The 17,288-nt window shown below is 73.6% G+C and carries 13 protein-coding genes and 1 tRNA gene; 5 read left to right on the forward strand and 9 right to left on the reverse strand.

What is annotated here, in order from left to right:
* Positions 1–19 precede the first annotated feature (19 nt).
* Entirely contained in the window at positions 20–2,764 is a 2,745-nt protein-coding gene (gene ppc / locus JJV70_RS11515; protein ID WP_219047757.1) for a phosphoenolpyruvate carboxylase, read from the reverse strand.
* A gap of 367 nt (positions 2,765–3,131) precedes the next feature.
* On the opposite strand from ppc, the gene JJV70_RS11520 reads away from it, so the two are divergent.
* Together JJV70_RS11520 and JJV70_RS11525 are read left to right on the forward strand one after the other, a co-directional pair.
* Positions 3,132–4,172, forward strand: coding sequence for a fatty acid desaturase (locus JJV70_RS11520; RefSeq protein WP_219047758.1), 1,041 nt, complete (start codon positions 3,132–3,134; stop codon positions 4,170–4,172).
* Positions 4,172–4,855 (forward strand): TetR/AcrR family transcriptional regulator, encoded by a 684-nt coding sequence (locus JJV70_RS11525; RefSeq protein ID WP_219047849.1) that lies wholly within the window; start codon positions 4,172–4,174, stop codon positions 4,853–4,855. The genes JJV70_RS11520 and JJV70_RS11525 overlap by 1 nt, the downstream gene beginning before the upstream one ends.
* 115 nt (positions 4,856–4,970) lie before the next feature.
* Here the strand turns inward: JJV70_RS11525 and pth are convergent, their stop codons facing one another.
* The 7 genes from pth to JJV70_RS11560 form a co-directional block, all read right to left on the reverse strand.
* Complete coding sequence (gene pth / locus JJV70_RS11530) at positions 4,971–5,567, reverse strand: aminoacyl-tRNA hydrolase (protein WP_219047759.1); 597 nt, start codon at positions 5,565–5,567, stop codon at positions 4,971–4,973.
* An 88-nt stretch (positions 5,568–5,655) separates the two neighbouring features.
* On the reverse strand, positions 5,656–6,267 hold the full coding sequence (locus JJV70_RS11535; RefSeq protein ID WP_219047760.1) for a 50S ribosomal protein L25/general stress protein Ctc: 612 nt from the start codon (positions 6,265–6,267) through the stop codon (positions 5,656–5,658).
* Between the two features lie 213 nt (positions 6,268–6,480).
* Positions 6,481–7,452: a ribose-phosphate diphosphokinase gene (locus tag JJV70_RS11540; protein WP_219047761.1), complete on the reverse strand. Its 972-nt coding sequence runs from the start codon at positions 7,450–7,452 to the stop codon at positions 6,481–6,483.
* A 480-nt stretch (positions 7,453–7,932) separates the two neighbouring features.
* On the reverse strand, positions 7,933–9,405 hold the full coding sequence (gene glmU / locus JJV70_RS11545; RefSeq protein WP_219047762.1) for a bifunctional UDP-N-acetylglucosamine diphosphorylase/glucosamine-1-phosphate N-acetyltransferase GlmU: 1,473 nt from the start codon (positions 9,403–9,405) through the stop codon (positions 7,933–7,935).
* A gap of 144 nt (positions 9,406–9,549) precedes the next feature.
* Complete coding sequence (locus JJV70_RS23240) at positions 9,550–10,446, reverse strand: cellulose-binding protein (protein ID WP_219047763.1); 897 nt, start codon at positions 10,444–10,446, stop codon at positions 9,550–9,552.
* A 304-nt stretch (positions 10,447–10,750) separates the two neighbouring features.
* Positions 10,751–13,123, reverse strand: a complete 2,373-nt coding sequence (locus JJV70_RS11555; protein WP_219047764.1) for an SUKH-4 family immunity protein — start codon at positions 13,121–13,123, stop codon at positions 10,751–10,753.
* Positions 13,124–13,128: 5 nt separating this feature from the next.
* Positions 13,129–14,103, reverse strand: a complete 975-nt coding sequence (locus tag JJV70_RS11560) for an SMI1/KNR4 family protein (RefSeq protein WP_219047765.1) — start codon at positions 14,101–14,103, stop codon at positions 13,129–13,131.
* 319 nt (positions 14,104–14,422) lie between these two features.
* Between JJV70_RS11560 and JJV70_RS11565 the strand changes: the two genes are divergently transcribed.
* On the forward strand, positions 14,423–14,932 hold the full coding sequence (locus tag JJV70_RS11565) for a YwqJ-related putative deaminase (RefSeq protein ID WP_219047766.1): 510 nt from the start codon (positions 14,423–14,425) through the stop codon (positions 14,930–14,932).
* The gene (locus tag JJV70_RS11570; RefSeq protein WP_219047767.1) at positions 14,929–15,423 is read left to right on the forward strand and encodes an SUKH-3 domain-containing protein; all 495 of its coding nucleotides are present in this window, start codon (positions 14,929–14,931) and stop codon (positions 15,421–15,423) included. Before JJV70_RS11565 ends, JJV70_RS11570 begins: the two co-directional genes overlap by 4 nt.
* A 115-nt stretch (positions 15,424–15,538) precedes the next feature.
* Here the strand turns inward: JJV70_RS11570 and JJV70_RS11575 are convergent, their stop codons facing one another.
* Positions 15,539–16,876: a sensor histidine kinase gene (locus JJV70_RS11575; RefSeq protein WP_219047768.1), complete on the reverse strand. Its 1,338-nt coding sequence runs from the start codon at positions 16,874–16,876 to the stop codon at positions 15,539–15,541.
* Positions 16,877–17,030: 154 nt separating this feature from the next.
* Between JJV70_RS11575 and JJV70_RS11580 the strand changes: the two genes are divergently transcribed.
* Positions 17,031–17,102 (forward strand) — tRNA-Gln (locus JJV70_RS11580).
* The last annotated feature ends 186 nt before the right edge of the window (positions 17,103–17,288 follow it).

Raw genomic sequence — 17,288 nt, forward strand, 5'->3', positions numbered from 1 at the left:
GCCGGGGTGGCGGTGCCCGTCAGCCGGTGTTGCGCAGACCGGCCGCCACGCCGTTGACCGTGGCCAGCAGCGCCCGCGACAGCACCTGGTCCGGCGCCTCACCCCGCTCGGCGGCCTGCCGCTGGCGGTGCAGCAGCGCCACCTGGAGGTAGGAGATCGGGTCGAGATAGGCGTCGCGGATCTTCAGCGTCTGCCGCAGCACCGGGCTGGCCTGAAGCAGTTCACTCTCCCCGGTGATCCGCAGCACCTCGCGCACGGTCAGCGCGTGCTCGGCCTCGATGACGTCGAAGACGTGCCGCAGCTCGTCGGGGACCAGCGTCTCCACGTAGTGCCGGGCGATGCGCAGGTCGGTCTTGGCGAGCGTCATCTCCACGTTGGACAGGAAGTTGCGGAAGAAGTGCCAGCGCTCGTGTGCCTCGGCCAGCACGTCGTCCAGGCCCGCCTCGCGCGCCGCCTTCAGCCCGGAGCCGACGCCGAACCAGCCCGGCACGATCTGCCGCGACTGGGTCCAGCCGAACACCCACGGGATCGCCCGCAGCCCGTCCAGGCCCGCCCCGGTGTCCGGGCGCCGGGAGGGGCGCGAGCCCAGGTGCAGCTCGGCGAGCTGGTCCACCGGGGTGGCGGCGAAGAAGTAGGCGGGCAGGTCCGGGTCCTCCACCAGGGCGCGGTAGGCCGCGTGCGCCGCCTCGGAGACGGTGTCCATCGCCGCGTCCCAGCGGGCCAGCGCCGCGTCGGACTGGCGCGGCGCGGTGTGCAGCGCGGACGCCTGGAGCGTCGCGGAGACCGTCAGCTCCAGGTTCTCCCGGGCGAGCGAGGGCACCAGGTACTTGTCGGAGATCACCTCGCCCTGCTCGGTGACCTTGATCTCGCCCTCCAGCGTGCCGTAGGGCTGCGCCAGGATCGCGTCGTGTGTCGGCCCGCCCCCCCGGCCCACCGTGCCGCCCCGGCCGTGGAACAGGCGCAGCCGCACCCCGTGCCGGTGCGCCACGTCGCGCAGCCGGCGCTGGGCGCGGTGGATCTCCCACTGGGAGGTGGTGATGCCGCCGAACTTGGAGGAGTCGGAGTAGCCGAGCATGACCTCCTGGAGGTCGCCGCGCAGGGCGACCAGCCGCCGGTAGGACGGGTCGGAGAGCATCGCCTCCAGCAGCTCGTCGGCGATGCGCAGCTCGTCGGTGGTCTCCAGCAGCGGCACGATGCCGATGCGCGCCCAGCCCGCGTGCAGGTCGATCAGCCCCGCCTCACGGGCGAGGATCGCGGCGGCGAACACGTCGTCCGCGCCCTGGCACATGGAGATGATGTAGGACTCGATGACCTCGGGGCCGAAGGTGTCCAGCGCCTCGCGGATGGTCTCGAACACCCCGAGCGTCTTGGCGCCCGCGGCGTCCAGCGGCGCCGGGGTCGCGGCCAGCGGACGGCGCGAGCGCAGCTCCTTGGCCAGCAGCCGGTGCCGGTAGTCGCGCGGCATGTCCTCGTACCGCCAGGACTCCTCGCCCAGCCGGTCGAACAGCTGGCCCAGGGCGTGGTGATGCGCGTCGGCGTGCTCGCGGACGTCCAGCGTGGCCAGCTGGAGCCCGAACGCCGCCAGCGTGCGCATCACCCGCTGCACCCGGCCGTCGGCCACCAGCCCGCCACGGTGCTCGCGCAGTGAGGTCTGCACCAGCTCCAGGTCGGCCAGCAGCTCACCGGTGCCCAGGTAGTCCCGGCCCGCCTGGTGCGCCTTGTTCTGCGCCAGCCGCTCGCGGGTGTTGAGCAGCTTCTGCCGGATGCAGGTGACCTTCAGCCGGTAGGGCTCCTCGGCGTTGAGCCGCTTGTAGCGGGGGGTGATCTCCGGCAGCCGTTCCAGGTCGTCGCTGAGCGAGTCGAGCATCTCCTGCGTCGCGCCCGCGTTGCGGATGGACGACGACAGCGCCCCGCGCAGCTCGTCCACGTGCGCGAGCGCCTGCTCGATGCCGTGCTCGTGCTGGAGCATCAGCACGTCCCACGTCACCTGCGGGGTCACGTTGGGGTTGCCGTCCCGGTCGCCGCCGATCCAGCTGCCGAACGTCAGCGGACGGGCGCCCCCCGGCAGCGGCGCCCCGGCGCGCTCCAGCTCGGCGGCCAGGTCCTCCAGCAGGTCACCGACGGCGCCCTGGTGCAGCTCGTCGAGGTAGTAGACGGCGTTGCGCGCCTCGTCGGTCGGCTCCGGACGGGCCACGCGCAGCTCGTCGGTCTGCCAGATCAGGTCGATGTTCTCCGCCAGCCGCAGGTCGGTGCGGCGCCGGTCGCCGGTGTCGGTGTCCTCCAGCAGCCCGGCGATCTCGCGCAGCTTCGTCAGCACCGAGCGGCGCGCCGCCTCTGTGGGGTGGGCGGTGAACACCGGACGCACGTTCAGGTGCTCGGCCGTGGCCCGCAGGTGCGCGGGGTCGGCGTCCTTGAGCAGGTCGGCGGTGCGCGCGAGCAGGCCGCCCTCGGCCGCCCGCGTCGCCCGCAGCTCCCGGCCCCGGTGCACCTGCTCGGTGACGTTGGCCAGGTGGAAGTAGACGGCGAACGCCCGTACCAGCTTCGCCGCCGTCTGCGGGTCGGTCTCGCCCAGCAGCGCGGCCGCGGCCTCGCCGTCCTCGCGGGTCAGGGCCCGCACGCGTTCGATCAGCTCCAGCAGCTGCGGGCCCTCCTGCCGGACGATCGTCTCGCCCAGCAGATCGCCCAGACGGCGGATGTCGGCGCGGAGGGCGCTGGACGCCTCCGGGGACTCCAGGGGCTCCACGGGGGTCTCGGCACTGCTCATGAGGGGCGGCTCCTTGCAGCTGTGTTCGGCAGGCTTGGGGCGGCTCGGCGGCAGCCGTCCACGGTTCGCGGAACCGTGGACGGCTGCCGCCGCCGAGCGCCCGTTTCAGGACATTCTCGCTCTTGGCACGTCACGGACCGCGCTGTCCGACGCCCTAAGGATAGGACCGGCGCCTACCCCGCCGCCGCGCTGTCCACGCACCGGCGCGCCAGTCGTGAGCTGCGCGAACGGCCGAACGGGGCGCCGTGCGGAACGCCGCCCGGGGCATGGCCTGTGCCCGGCGCACAACTGCTGCCATACTTACGATGCCGTAGGTTACGGTCCCGTAAGTGAACCGTGGCCCCGCCCCCGCTCCACGAGGACGCAGATGACGACGACACCAGACCTGGTCGAAGCCGCCGTCGGCAGCACCGCCGAACCCGCCCCTGTCCCCGCGCCCGCCGCGCCCGAGCCTGAGGACTCCGCCACCCTCGGCGGTGACGAACGCCGGTCCATCGAGCAGATCACCCTGCTGCTGTTCATCGCCGTGCCGTTCCTGGCCCTGATCGCCGCCGTGCCGCTGGCCTGGGGCTGGGGGGTGAGCTGGCTCGACCTCGGCCTGCTGGTCGCGATGTACTTCATCGGCTGCCACGGCATCACGATCGGTTTCCACCGCTACTTCACGCACGGCTCCTTCAAGGCCAAACGTCCGCTGCGCATCGCCCTGGCGATCGCCGGCTCCCTGGCCGTCGAAGGCCCCCTGGTGCGCTGGGTCGCCGACCACCGCAAGCACCACAAGTTCTCCGACGCCGAGGGCGACCCGCACTCCCCCTGGCGCTACGGCGAGACCGTTCCCGCCCTCATGAAGGGCCTGTGGTGGGCGCACATGGCGTGGATGTTCGACACCGAGCAGACCCCGCAGGGCAAGTACGCGCCTGACCTGATCCGGGACCCGGCCCTCCGCCGCATCTCCCGCCAGTTCGTCCTGTGGACGACGGTCTCCCTGCTGATCCCGCCGCTGGTCGGCGGCCTGGTCACCTGGTCCTGGCAGGGCGCGCTCACCGCGTTCTTCTGGGGCTCCCTGGTCCGCGTCGCGCTGCTGCACCACGTCACCTGGTCCATCAACTCGATCTGCCACGCGGTGGGCAAGCGCCCGTTCAAGTCCCGGGACCGCTCCGGCAACGTGTGGTGGCTGGCCGTGCTCTCCTGCGGCGAGTCCTGGCACAACCTGCACCACGCCGACCCGACCTGCGCGCGGCACGGCGTACAGCGCGGCCAGATCGACTCCAGCGCCCGCCTGATCCGCTGGTTCGAGAAGGCTGGCTGGGCCTACGACGTGCGCTGGCCCAAGGCGGACCGGCTGGAGGCCAAGCGCTCGGCGGACCCGAAGGCGTCCCGCCGTGAGCGGAGCCTTACCGACGCGGCATGATGGGTCCTGTGGCGACCGACGACCGCAGCACCCTCCACGACCCGCCCTCCGCTCCCACCTCCCGGCGAGCCCGCCGCCGGATGACCGGCAAGCAACGCCGGGAGCAGCTCCTCGACATCGGCCGCACCCTGTTCGCGGACCGGGGCTTCGAGGGGACGTCGGTGGAGGAGATCGCCGCGAAGGCCGGAGTCTCCAAGCCCGTCGTCTACGAGCACTTCGGCGGCAAGGAAGGGCTGTACGCGGTGGTCGTGGACCGCGAGATGCGGCGCCTGCTGGACATGGTCACCAGCGCGCTCACCGCCGGCCACCCGCGTGAGCTGCTGGAGCAGGCGGCGTTCGCCCTGCTGGACTACATCGACACCTTCACCGACGGGTTCCGCATCCTGGTGCGGGACTCCCCGGTGGCGTCCACCACGGGCACGTTCGCCTCGCTGATCAGCGACATCGCCACCCAGGTCGAGGACATCCTGGGGCTGGAGTTCAAGGCCCGTGGCTTCGACGCGAAGCTGGCGCCGCTGTACGCGCAGGCGCTCGTCGGCATGGTCGCGCTGACCGGGCAGTGGTGGCTGAACGCCAAGAAGCCGAAGAAGGCCGACGTCGCGGCGCACCTGGTGAACCTCGCCTGGCACGGGCTGGACGGCCTGGAGCCCAAACCCCGCCTGGTGGGCCACCGGAAGTCATAGCCACGGCCCGCCTTCCCCACCCCGGCTTATCTCCGGCCTGGCCGGGTGGGGGCGCGGACCCCCCACCGCCGCCACGGCGCGCGGGCTTAAGAACGCGGGTGCGCCGGGCGCGGGATCAGGCGTTGTACGTGTTCTGGGCGCGGGGGAGGCCGTCCAGGATCAGGGTTTCGACGGCATCGGCGGCCCGGTCCACGAAGTAGTCGAGTTCCTTGCGCTCGCTGGAGCCGAAGTCCTTGAGCACGTAGTCGGCCACCGGCATGCGGCCGGGCGGGCGGCCCACGCCGAAGCGGACGCGGTGATAGCCCGGCCCGAGTGACTTCGTCAGCGACTTCAGGCCGTTGTGGCCGTTGTCCCCGCCGCCCAGCTTCAGGCGCAGCGCGCCGTAGTCGAGGTCCAGTTCGTCGTGGATGACCACGATCCGCTCCAGGCCCGCCTTGTAGAAGTTGCGCAGGGCGGTGACGGGGCCGCCGGAGAGGTTCATGTAGGTCATCGGCTTCGCGAGGACGACGCGCTGACCGGACGGTCCGGGCGGGCCGACGCGGCCCTCCACCACCTGGGCCCGCGCGCGGTGGGTCGTGAAGCGGGCGCCCATGCGCTCGGCGAGCAGGTCGGCGACCATGAAGCCCACGTTGTGCCGGTTGCCCGCGTACCCGGGACCTGGATTGCCCAGACCCGCGACCAGCCAGGGTCCGGTGGACGGCGACTCGCTCATCGGGTGCTCTCCCGCTGGGGTGTGAGGGACTACGAAGCGGGCCGGGCCGCGCGAGGTGTCGCACCCCGCGCGGCCCGGCCCGGGGGCATTACTCCGAGGACTCGGCGGGCGCCTCGGCGGCGGCCTCGGCCTCCTCGCCCTCCTCCTCGGTGGGCTCCTCGGCCTGGGCCGGGACCACCTGGAGGACCTGGGTGTCCTCCTCGACGTTCAGCGTGACGCCACGGGGAAGCTTGACGTCCTTGGCGAGGATGCTGTCACCGGCGGCCAGACCCTCGATGGAGACGGTGAAGGACTCCGGGATGTGGGTGGCCTCGGCCTCGACCGGCAGCGAGGTGAGCGCGTGCTCCAGGATGTGCTGGCCCGGGGCCAGGTCGCCCTCGGTGACGATCGGGACGTCCACGGCCACCTTCTCGCCGCGCTTGACGGTCAGCAGGTCCACGTGGACGAGGAAGCCGCGGATGGCCTCGCGCTGCACCGCCTTGGGGATGACCAGTTCCTTCTTGCCCTCGATGTCCAGGCTGATCAGGACGTTGGGGGTCTTCAGTGCCATCATCAGGTCGTAGCCGGGCAGCTCGATGTGCACCGGGTCCGCCCCGTGGCCGTAGACGACGGCCGGAACCTTCTCCGCGCGGCGCAGCCGACGGGCCGCGCCCTTGCCGAACTCGCTGCGGATCGTGCCGGAGATCTTGACGTCAGCCATGGCTCACGCTCCTCGTGTCAGGTGTCAACATAAGGTCACCCGGCCCACGACGGGCCTGCTACGAAGAGCGCGTCGATAACGGAGCCCCACGCCGTCACGAAGAACGGTGCGGTCTCCCTCGCCGAGCAACGCCGCAGATGTTACCCGGCGGGCAGACCGCACCGTAAATCGAGCACCGAAAGCCCCTCGTACTCCAGGGGCCAGGTGTCGGCTCTACTCCTCGAACAGGCTGGTGACCGAGCCGTCCTCGAAGACCTCGCGCACCGCGCGGGCGATCGTCGGGGCCATGGACAGCACGGTGATCTTGTCCATGGCCAGCTCCTCCGGCGTCGGCAGCGTGTTGGTGAACACGAACTCGCTGACCTTGGAGTTCTTCAGCCGGTCCGGCGCCGGGTGGGACAGGATGCCGTGCGTCGCCGTCACCATGACGTCCTCGGCGCCGTTGGCGTACAGCGCGTCGGCCGCCGCGCAGATGGTGCCGCCGGTGTCCACCATGTCGTCCACGAGGACGCACACGCGGCCCTTCACGTCACCGACGACCTCGTGCACGGTGACCTGGTTGGCCACATCGGGGTCGCGGCGCTTGTGGACGATGGCCAGCGGCGCGCCGAGCCGGTCGGCCCAGCGGTCGGCGACCCGGACCCGCCCCGCGTCGGGGGAGACGACGGTCAGCTTCTCGCGGTCCACACGCTGGGCGATGTACTCGGTGAGCACCGGCAGCGCGAACAGGTGGTCCACCGGCCCGTCGAAGTAGCCCTGCACCTGGTCGGCGTGCAGATCGACGCTCAGCACCCGGTCGGCGCCCGCCGCCTTCAGCAGGTCGGCCATCAGCCGGGCGGAGATCGGCTCGCGGCCCCGGTGCTTCTTGTCCTGGCGGGCGTAGCCGTAGAACGGGATCACCACGGAGATGCTGCGCGCCGACGCCCGCTTCAGCGCGTCGATCATGATCAGCTGCTCCATGATCCACTTGTTGATCGGCGCGGTGTGGCTCTGGATCAGGAAGCAGTCGGCGCCGCGCACCGACTCCTGGAAGCGCACGTAGATCTCGCCGTTCGCGAAGTCGATCGCCTTGGTCGGGACCAGCTCCACCCCCAGCTCGCTGGCCACCTCCTCCGCCAGTTTGGGGTGAGCGCGGCCGGAGAAGAGCATCAGCTTCTTCTCGCTGGACGTCTTGATCCCGGTCACCGGGCTACCTCCGAGGATGCCCCGGCGTTCTGGCCGGGGTGGAATCGGACTCCTGCGGAGCAGGGCAGGAAGCGGGGTTTCGCCCTTGGGACGGATGACCGCCGCCTGAGCGGGTAGGGTACGGGATGTGCGTGGCGAGAACCAAGCGCGTACACCGTGCTGTTCGAGAACCAAGACGGCACTCGCATCTCCAAGTTTTGCTGTACCAAACCGGGCTGGTTCCAACCCGGCTGGTGTTGATCGTGGAAGACCTGTCGGGTCGCAGACTCGCAGGCAGCGTGAGCCAGGAATCCCCTTGCTTCAGCTGGGGGAGGGTTCAATGCACTGTCTCCTTGGTGGGCTTCGCCAGTGGTGCGCCTATCACGGTACGCGCCTTGCGGGGGAACTCATTTTCGGCCGTTTTCGACGCTTTTCGGCGGGATGCGGGGGCTCGACGCGGGACGGCGTACCGTGCCGCGTCGCGCCCGGCCGCTTCCGGCGTCATGCCGTCCCGTGGTCTGCGGGGCCGTCGCCCAGGGGTTTGCCCACCCCCTGCGCGGCCTGCGCGGCGGCGCTGCCCGGCCGCTTGCGGGCGACCCAGCCCTCGATGTTGCGCTGCTGACCACGGGCGACGGCCAGCGAACCGGGCGGCACATCCTTGGTGATGACCGACCCGGCCGCCGTGTAGGCGCCGTCCCCCACCGTGACCGGTGCCACGAACATGTTGTCCGAGCCCGTCTTGCAGTGGGAGCCGATCGTGGTGTGGTGCTTGTGCTCGCCGTCGTAGTTGACGAACACACTCGCGGCGCCGATGTTGGTGTGGTCGCCGATCGTGGCATCGCCCACATAGCTCAGGTGCGGCACCTTGGAGCCCTCGCCGACCCGCGCGTTCTTCATCTCCACATACGTGCCCGCCTTCGCCTTCGGGCCCAGCTCGGTGCCCGGCCGCAGGTACGCGTACGGCCCCACCGACGCCTGCGCGCCGATCCGCGCGCTGACCGCGACGGTGTTGCTGACCGTGGCGTCCGCGCCGACGACGGTGTCCGTCAGCTGGCTGTTCGGGCCCACCTCGCAGCCCGCCGCCAGGTGCGTGGCGCCCAGCAGCTGGGTGCCGGGGTGGACCAGCGCGTCAGGCTCGAAGGTGACGCCCGCGTCCACCCACGTCGTCGCCGGATCGACCACCGTGACCCCGGCGAGCATCGCCCGCTCCAGCAGCCGGTCGTTCAGCAGCCGGCGGGCCTGCGCGAGCTGCACCCGGTTGTTGATGCCGACGATCTCGTGGTGGTCCCGCGCGAGGCAGGCGCCCACCCGGTGCCCGTCCGCGCGCAGGATGCCCAGCACGTCGGTCAGGTACTCCTCGCCCTGGCTGTTGTCGGTGCGCACCCGGCCCAGCGCGTCGGCCAGCAGCGCCGCGTCGAACGCGAACACGCCGGAGTTGATCTCGTCGATGGCGCGCTGCTCGCCGGAGGCGTCCTTGTGCTCGACGATGGCGGTCACCGCGCCGCCGTCACCGCGCACGATGCGGCCGTACCCGGTGGCGTCGGGCACCTGCGCGGACAGCACCGTGACGGCGTTGCCCTGCGCGGCGTGCGCACCGGACAGCTCGGCGAGGGTGTCGGCGGTCAGCAGCGGAGTGTCGCCGCAGGTCACCAGCACCGTGCCGGACAGCGTGACCCCCTCGGCCGCCAGCGCCTCCAGCCCCATGCGCACCGCGTGCCCGGTGCCGTTCTGCTCGTGCTGCACGGCGGTGCGGACCGCGCCGTCCACCTGCGCGAGGTGCGCGGTGACCTGCTCGCGGGCGTGGCCGACGACGACGACCAGGTGCGCGGGGTCGAGTTCCCTCGCGGCGGTGACGACGTGGCCTACGAGCGACCGCCCGCAGATCTCGTGCAGGACCTTCGGTGTCGCCGACTTCATGCGGGTTCCCTCACCCGCTGCGAGAACGACGACGGCTGCCGGGCGGTTGGCGCTCACGGGGTGCCCTTCGGCTTCGGGTGAATGTCACCCGCAGAATACCTTTGCCCGGTAGGAGACCGGCGCCGGGCGGACGGCGGGAGCGGGAAACCGGGCTGTGCGCGCGGGCGCCAGGCTGCGCGCGGGCTCATAGCCGCGCCCGCCTCACACCCCGGTCGGGCTGGACGGGACCTGGCCCGTCAGGGTGGACAGCGTCGAGCGGACGCGGGCGAGGTGGTCGCGGAGCTCGTCGGCGCGGCGGTTGTGCTCGCGCAGCACCCGGCCCGTCTCGCGGTCGATGTCCTCCGCCTGGGCCCGGGCCTTCGCCAGCAGCACGGCCGTCTCGGCCGCCGTCGCCTCCGCCGCCGCATCCGCCGCCTCCTCAGCCTCGGCATAGGCGCGGCGGGCCGCCTCCAGCGCCGCCCGCCCGCGCTCCTCCAGCGTGGCGGCGTGCGCGGCGGTCTGCGCCTTTCGGGCCGCCCGCTCGGCCTCGGCGGCCTCGCCGCACGCCGCCTGGTCCCGCTCCTGGCCGGACAACAGCTCCGCGCAGCGCTCGGTGATCTCCCTCAGATGGTCCTCCGCCTCACCGCGCAGCCGCTCGGCCATGACCCGGGCCGCCGCACGGGCCTCGTCGGCCGTCACACCGGCCCGGGCCAGCGCCGCGTCACCCGCCTTCTCGCCCGCCGCCCGGATTCCGGCCGCCCGCGCGCGGGCGGTGGCGCGCAGTTCGTGAGCGTGCGCCTCGGCGTCCGCCCGCAGCGTGGCCGCCTCCGCCCCGGCCCGGCGGCGCACGTCCGCCGCCTCCGCCTCCACCTCAGCCAGCAGCGCCACCGCCCGCCCGCCCAGCGACTCGTAGGTGGGCGGCGGCAGCGCGGACACCGTCGCGTGCAGCCGCTCGGCCTCCTCGCCCAGCTCCCGGGCCAGCACGTCCAGACGGCCCAGCCGTTCCTTCGCCGTGGCGGCCTCCTGGAACAGCGCGGCCACCCGCTGGTCCACCTGCCCCGGCCGGTAGCCGCGGCCCCGCACCACCTCGAAGCCGTGCGGTGACTGTGTCGAAGACATCTGCGCACTCTCTCCCACGTCAGCGCCGGTCCGCCCAAACCCGTCCACCCGGTGCCGTACCGGACGCTTTGCGGACGCCCTGGGTCATTGCGCCCCCAGGATGGAGCATGCGGCGGGATCAGTGCGCGACCGGCGCGCTCACGTCCGCGCCAGGTGTGCTGACCACCTCCGGGCGCGTGGCCTCCCGGCCCGGGCGGCGACGTTCCGAGCGTGGTGGACACACCGAGGCCGAAGGCCCCGGCCGCGAGGCGACCGGGGCCACGGAACCCCGGGGGTGGGGCGGGACGCGAACGAGGGAGGAGCCCTACAACAGGCCGTCCCACAGCTGTTCCAGCAGCACCGACCACCAGTTCTCCGGGTGGGCCAGCGCCGCCGGGTCCAGCGCGGCGAGCTGCTGCTGGAAGTCCACCGTCCAGCGGCCCGCCTGATCGGGCGTCAACCCATAGCGCAGCCGCCACATGCGGCCCGCCATCGCCAGGCACCGGGTGAACTCCGGCAGCCCGGTGTTGACGAACTGCGCCGCCGCGGGCTGCCCGTTCGGCGCGGCCTCCAGCGGGACGGCGACGAGGTGCGCGGTGCCGTACTGCACGCACAGCTGGCGGCCGAAGTCGCTGCCCATCACCAGGTAGGAACCGGCGTCCGGGCCCGGCCGCACCCCGCGCTCCTGCGCCAGCTCCGCCAGCGTCGGCACCGGGCGGCCCGGCTGCGCCTGCGCCCAGAAGAGGGGACCGAACTCCAGCGGCAGTCCCGCCCACACCAGCGTGTGCGCCACCGTCTCGGGCACCCCCTGCCGGGACACCGCGCGCTGGTCGAAACGGAACACGCCCTGCGGGCCGAACGCCTGGAGCAGCTCGTGCCCGATCGCGTCCGGCGGCACCGGCTGCGCCTGTGGCACCGGATGGAGCGGCGCCCGCACCGGCGCGGGGCGCGCCGGACCGTCGGCCACCTGGTGCAACTCCCCCTGGTGGGCGAGCAGGTGCGCCATACCCTGCTGGCGCGAGTCGTGGTCGGTGCCGTAGGGAGCGGTGTGGCTCACCCGTACCTGCGGCCAGGTCTCGCGGATCATCCGGGCGCAGTAGCCGCCCGGCAGGTCGCACGGCTCCAACTCCGTGTGCAGCTCCAGCACCTGCTGCGGCGGCACGTTCATCGACCGCAGCTCGTAGAGGATCTGCCACTCCGGGTGCGGCAGACCCGGCGCGGAGCGGCGGATCACCTGCTGCTCGGAGCCGTCCGGCGCGCGGTAGCGCAACACCGCCATGTACCCGGGGCCGACCATCGGCACCCCGGGCTGCTGCGGGTACCCGTACGCGGGCGGCTGGCCACCGGGACCGCCGTGCTGCGGGGGGTGCCCGGGCGGTGCCTGGGCGTGCGGCGGGGCAGGCTGCGGCGGGGGCGGCGGTGCGCCGGGTCCGGGTCCGGGTCCGGCGAGCATCGTCGCCGCGTGGTGCACGCCGCCGCCGGGCTGGTTCGGGGCGAGCGGGGGAGGCGGGGCCGTGGGGTCACCGCCGGTCTCCGGGGAGCCGTGCGGCGCCTGCTGTGGTTCTCCCGGTGCCGGTGCCGGTGCCGGTGCTTGGCCCTGTGACGCTACGTCGCCGGCGGACATCATCTGCGTCGGCACGTAGCCGCCTGCGACCCCGCCCGGTGCGGGGGTGCCCGGGCGACGCCCCGCACCCGGGACGCCCGGTTCGCCCGGGGGCGGTGGCACCGTCGGGCCGCGTCCGCGCGACGAGGTGGGGCGCACCTTGCTGGTGGCGGCGTAGGCGATGCCCTCCTCGCCGGCTGGGTGCGGCGGGTTGTCGTCCGCCGGGGAGGGCGGGGCTTGCGGGCTCGTTGCGGGCGGGCTCAGGCGGGTGTGCGGCAGACTGCTGCCGTCGGGCAGCAACTCGGTGTGGGCTTCCACCGCCGGGCCGTGGGCTCCGGGGCCGGCGGGCGGGTCGTCGTCCGCGTCGCTGCCGCTGAGCGGGGGCGTGAGCACCGTGGCGGGCGGTGCGACGGACTCGCCCGCGCCGGAGTCCGAGGTGTCCGCCCAGCCGCCGACCGCACGCGGCGTGTCCTGCGGCGCTGGCGCGGCGGTCGCCGTGGCGTCGTCCCCGGGCCGCGTCGCGTCCGGCTCCGACGGCGGCTGGCCGGGCGCGGGGTCGGCGGCGAGTGCCTCCGACGCGGGGGTCGGCGTCACGTCACCACCCTGGGCCGTACCCCCCGGCGCTGCGTCACCCGGCACCCCGTCATCCGGGGCCGCGTCACCCGGCGTGCCTTCGCTCGGGGACCCGGCGTCCCGGGCGCCGCCGTGGGGGCGGTGGTCAGGGATGCCGAGGCGGTCGGCCGCCTCCTGGAGCCATTCGGGCGGCGTCAGCAGGAACGACGTCGCGTTCAGGTCCACGCGCTGCTTCGGCACCGGGGACGCGGGCGGCTCCGTGCGCGCGCCGTACTCCTCCTCGTACCGGCGGATCACCTCACCGACCGGCAGCCCCGGCCACAGCGTGGACTCCCCGCTGTCGCGGGCGATGACCAGCCGTGCGCTGCCGTCGTCCGAACGCGGTCCCTCCGCCCGGTCCTCGGCCCACACCACGAACCCGAGGTCGAACTCGCGTACCCGCACCGCCCGGTGCTGGTACGCCGGAACGCCGCCGTTGACCCAGCGCTCCGCCCGCTCCTGCGCCTGTGCGAACGTCACCACTGCGCTCACCCCTCCACCGCGACGGCGCGCGCGAAGCCGCCGTCCACCATCAGGTTGGCCACCGTCTCCAGCTCCGGCGGATTGCCCGCCAGCCGCAGCAAGAACGCGTCGAAGTCCGCGCCGCAGGGCAGCAGCAGCCGTTCCACGCGCTGCGCCGTGTCCAGCCCGTCCCGGTCCCGGGCGTCGTCGTAGGCGCAGAACCACACCGAGCCGGGGTGCTCGCCGCGCACCTTCACCGCCAGCAGGCCGCCGTGCACGAACGCCACCCCGAGGTAGTCCTTGGTGAGGTGGTCACGCAGACACTTGTTGACGTAGACGAGGTCGTTGACGGCCGCCTCGTCGCGCACCGTGAAGAACGGCTGGTCCAGCAGCAGGCCCAACTCCGCGTCCAGCGCGACGCCGACGGGAGCGCAGCCGCCGGCCGCCTTCAGGAACGTGCGGTACGCGCCGGGCAGCCGGTAGCCCAGCTGCTCCTCGGCCTGCGCGACCTGCTCCTCGGTCACCGCGACGTCGTGGGGCACCTCGAAGTGCGCGGGCCGCGTCTCCTGCAGCGGGCGGGTGCCACGCTTGTCGTGGTCCACGGCGGCGGTCGCGAGCCCGGCGTGGTGCCGCAGCAGCGCCTTGACCTCCACCGGCACCAGCTCCAGGCGGCGGCTGCCGCGCACGTGGTGCCACGTCCAGCCGTGCGGCGTCGCCACCGGCGGCAGCTCCGCCCACAGCTCGTGCCCGTCGGCGTGCTGGGCGACGTTCGCCGACACGTAGTCCGTCAGCCGCAGCTCGTCCACCCCGAAACCCTCCGGCGGCTCCGCGACCTCCGCGGCCGCCCGGGCGTAGGGGGCGAAGTCGGGGTACCCGTCGGCGTCCACGCGGACGCCCTGCCCGAAGCGCGCGGCCCGCACCGGGTCGGGGAAGTGCACGGCCTGCCCCGCGTAGGCCGCGTTCGGCGGCGCGGCGTGCTGCCCGAGCCGACCTGTCGTCATGGCGGTGCTCCCTGCTGCGTGGCTCCTGTCGGTCCACAGCGTATGCGCTCGCCCGTGACCCGAACCCGTCCGGCGACCAGCGGTCCGGCGGCGGGCCGCGCGGGCGCGGCGGACGGGCTCGGCGGACGGGCTCGGCGGACGGGCGGCGAGCGGGCCAGCGGGCAGGCGTCGGGGCGGGACCGGCCGGGCTGGCCCCGCCCGCCGGGAGCGTGCGTCACCCCTCCCGCGACTCGCCCTCACCCGATGCGACTTCCGCAACCGCGCGAACGTTTGGCAAAGTCACTCCGTACACCGGGGAAGCGACGGGAGGACGCACCACATGTCCGCGACCCACCACACCTCCGATCCCCGCATCGGCTGGGGCGCCGCCCCGGGGCCCGGCGACGGCAGCGCACCGCTGCCCCGCCACCGCCGGGACGGCATCATGCCCACCACCGCCGCCGCCCTGTCGGTGCGCGGCACCACGTTCACCTGCGCCGCGGGCAAGGCCGCCGCGCCACCCGAGCACCACCCCCTCGTGCAGGACTTCCTCGACACCCTCACCACCGAGCGTCGCGAACGTCACACCGGACGCTGCCCGGAGGCCGTCCTGCTGACCCGCTATCTCACCTCCGCCGAGGCGGGGCGTTCCAAACGCGCGGCCCGCAAACCCTTTACCCCGGGTGACGCCCGGCGGGCGCTGAAGAACGCGAAGATCACCACTCGTCGCATTCGCGAACAGGGCGATCCGCAGCACGGTACTTACGCTCCGCCGTGCCGCTCCTGCGCCGCGCTGCTGGACTACTTCGGCGTCCATGCCGTCGCCCCGGCCTCCGGGGAGGAGCGGTGACCACCCGCTTCCCGGCCGCCGTCGATGCCGCCCTCCGGGACGCCGGCTGGACCCCCGGACGCTGGGACATCCGGCAGGCGGAGGTCTGGGCGGACGCGTTGCGCGCCCACAGCTCGCCTTCCGGGCACCAGCACGCCGTCTTCCCGGCCGCCGTCGAGGCCTGGGCGGAGTTCGGCGGGCTGCGCATCGCCGGAACCGCGCCCGGCCGCCACCTCGCTCCCACCCCGCTGACCGTGGACCCCGCCGCCGGGCTTCACTGGGCGCGCACGCTCAGCGACCTCGGACGGGCGCTGGACACCGAGATCGCGCCACTCGGCGAGGAGGAAGGCCACCACGGGGAGCCCAGCGCGCTGCTCGCCATCGACGCCCAGGGCCGCGTCTACAGCCTCGACCACAGCGGCGACTGGTACCTCGGCCCCACCTTCGCCGCCGCCCTCACCACCCTCGTCACCGGCACCCGGCCCGCCCGCCTCACGTACGCGGCACGGTGACCCCTCCGGCCCGACGCGCACGGACGCCCCGGGGCCGCTGCGGCCCGCTGTCGCCACCACCAGCCGGTGCGGCCACGTCACCGTCCGTGCCCCAGTCACCGGGCCGGGCATGCCGTCAGGGCCGGTCCGGGATGACCGCCGACACGCGGAAGCCGCCCGCCGCCGTCGGACCCGAGACGAAGCCCCCGCCCAGCGCCGTCACCCGCTCCCTCATCCCCACCAGCCCGTTGCCACCGCTGGGCAGCCCGGCATCGCCCACCCCGGCCGCCGGGGCGGCGTTCTCCACCAGCACCGCGACCTCCGCGCCCCGGTGTGCCAGCCGCACCCGGGTGTCCGCGCCCGCCGCGTGCTTGTGCACGTTCGTCAGTGCCTCCTGCACCACGCGGAACGCCGTCCGCTCCACGACGGCCGCGTAGGCGCGCACGTCACCCTCCACGGACAGCTCCACCGCCATCCCCGCCGCCCGCGACTGCCCGAGCAGCTGCTCCAGCTCGCCCAGCCGTGGCCCGTCTCTGTCCATGGGGTCCACGGGCGGTGACACCTCCCGCCCGGTGGCCACCGCCGCGGCCGCTGCCGCCGCCGAGACCGCCACCCGCTCCAGCGGCCGTTCCCGGACGGCCTCCGCGCCGCCCTCCTCGTGGGCGCGCAGGACGCCCAGCATGGTCCGCAGCTCCGCCAGCGCCTGCCGTCCCATGTCGCCCACCAGCGCCGCGTTCTTCGACGCCTTGGCCGGGTCCTTCAGCGCCACCGCCTGCAACGCCGCCGCGTGCACCACCATCAGCGACACCCGGTGCGCCACCACGTCGTGCATCTCGCGGGCGATGCGCGTGCGCTCCTCGCCGCGCGCCCACTCCGCGCGCTCCTCCGCCCGCTCCGCCAGCAGCGCCAGTTCGCGCTCCAGCCCGTCGGCCCGCTCCCGCAGCGCGTCCACCAGACGGCGCCGCGCGCCGACGTACAGGCCCAGCAGCACCGGCGGCAGCACCGTCATCGTCGCCAGCAGCGCGGCCACCAGCAGCGGGAACCAGGGCGGCCCGCCGATGTCTTCCACCCCGCCCGGCTGGAACCGCACGTACATCACCACGAACCCGCCGAGGATCTGCAGGCCCGCGAGCAGGGCGATGATGCGCCGTGGCACGTCGGTGGCCGCCAGCGTGTACAGGCCGACGGTGGCCAGGATGAAGCCGAGCTGCGCCGGAAGGACCGCGATCGCCACCAGGACGACGGCGACGGGGAACCGGCGCCGCAGCACCAGCGAGCCGCCCGCCACGAACCCCAGCAGCACGCCGAGCAGCACCGGGATGCCCGCCTCGTCGGCGAACCACACGCCTTCCACCATGCACTCGGCGGCGGACAGCACCCCCAGTGTCACGTCCAGCACGGCGCTGCGGGGCCGCTCCCACCACCACGGCCCCGCCCGCCGTCGCGCCGCCACCTGGGCCCCCGACTCGGTCATACCGACCACCCTAAAACTTCTCGCCACCCCTTTTCCGGAGCTGGCCGGGGCGGGGGCGAGCTACCTCGTCGCGTCGGAGGCCGGTGGTACGGCATAGTGGGGGACGACGCTTCCGGACAGCTGAGCGAGTTGTCCGGATTCGCACCAAAAGCGGTCCCCTGTGGTGTAATTGGCAACACTATGGGTTTTGGTCCCATCATTCCAGGTTCGAGTCCTGGCGGGGGAGCGGTCCGCGAAGGCTCCGGTCGTACACCGACCGGAGCCTTTTCGTTTCCGCGTCCCCGCGTGCCCGCGTCGTTTGCGGCCTCGGGGGAGGGGTGCGGCCACCCCTAGGGGGCGGGCCGGGGTTGGGCGCGGGGTGGGATCGGTCGTGCGCAGGACGTGGTGCGGGGGCCGGGGTTCCTAGCGTGAA

The sequence above is a fragment of the Streptomyces sp. JJ66 genome (genome assembly GCF_019303495.1).
Classification (GTDB): Bacteria; Actinomycetota; Actinomycetes; order Streptomycetales; family Streptomycetaceae; genus Streptomyces.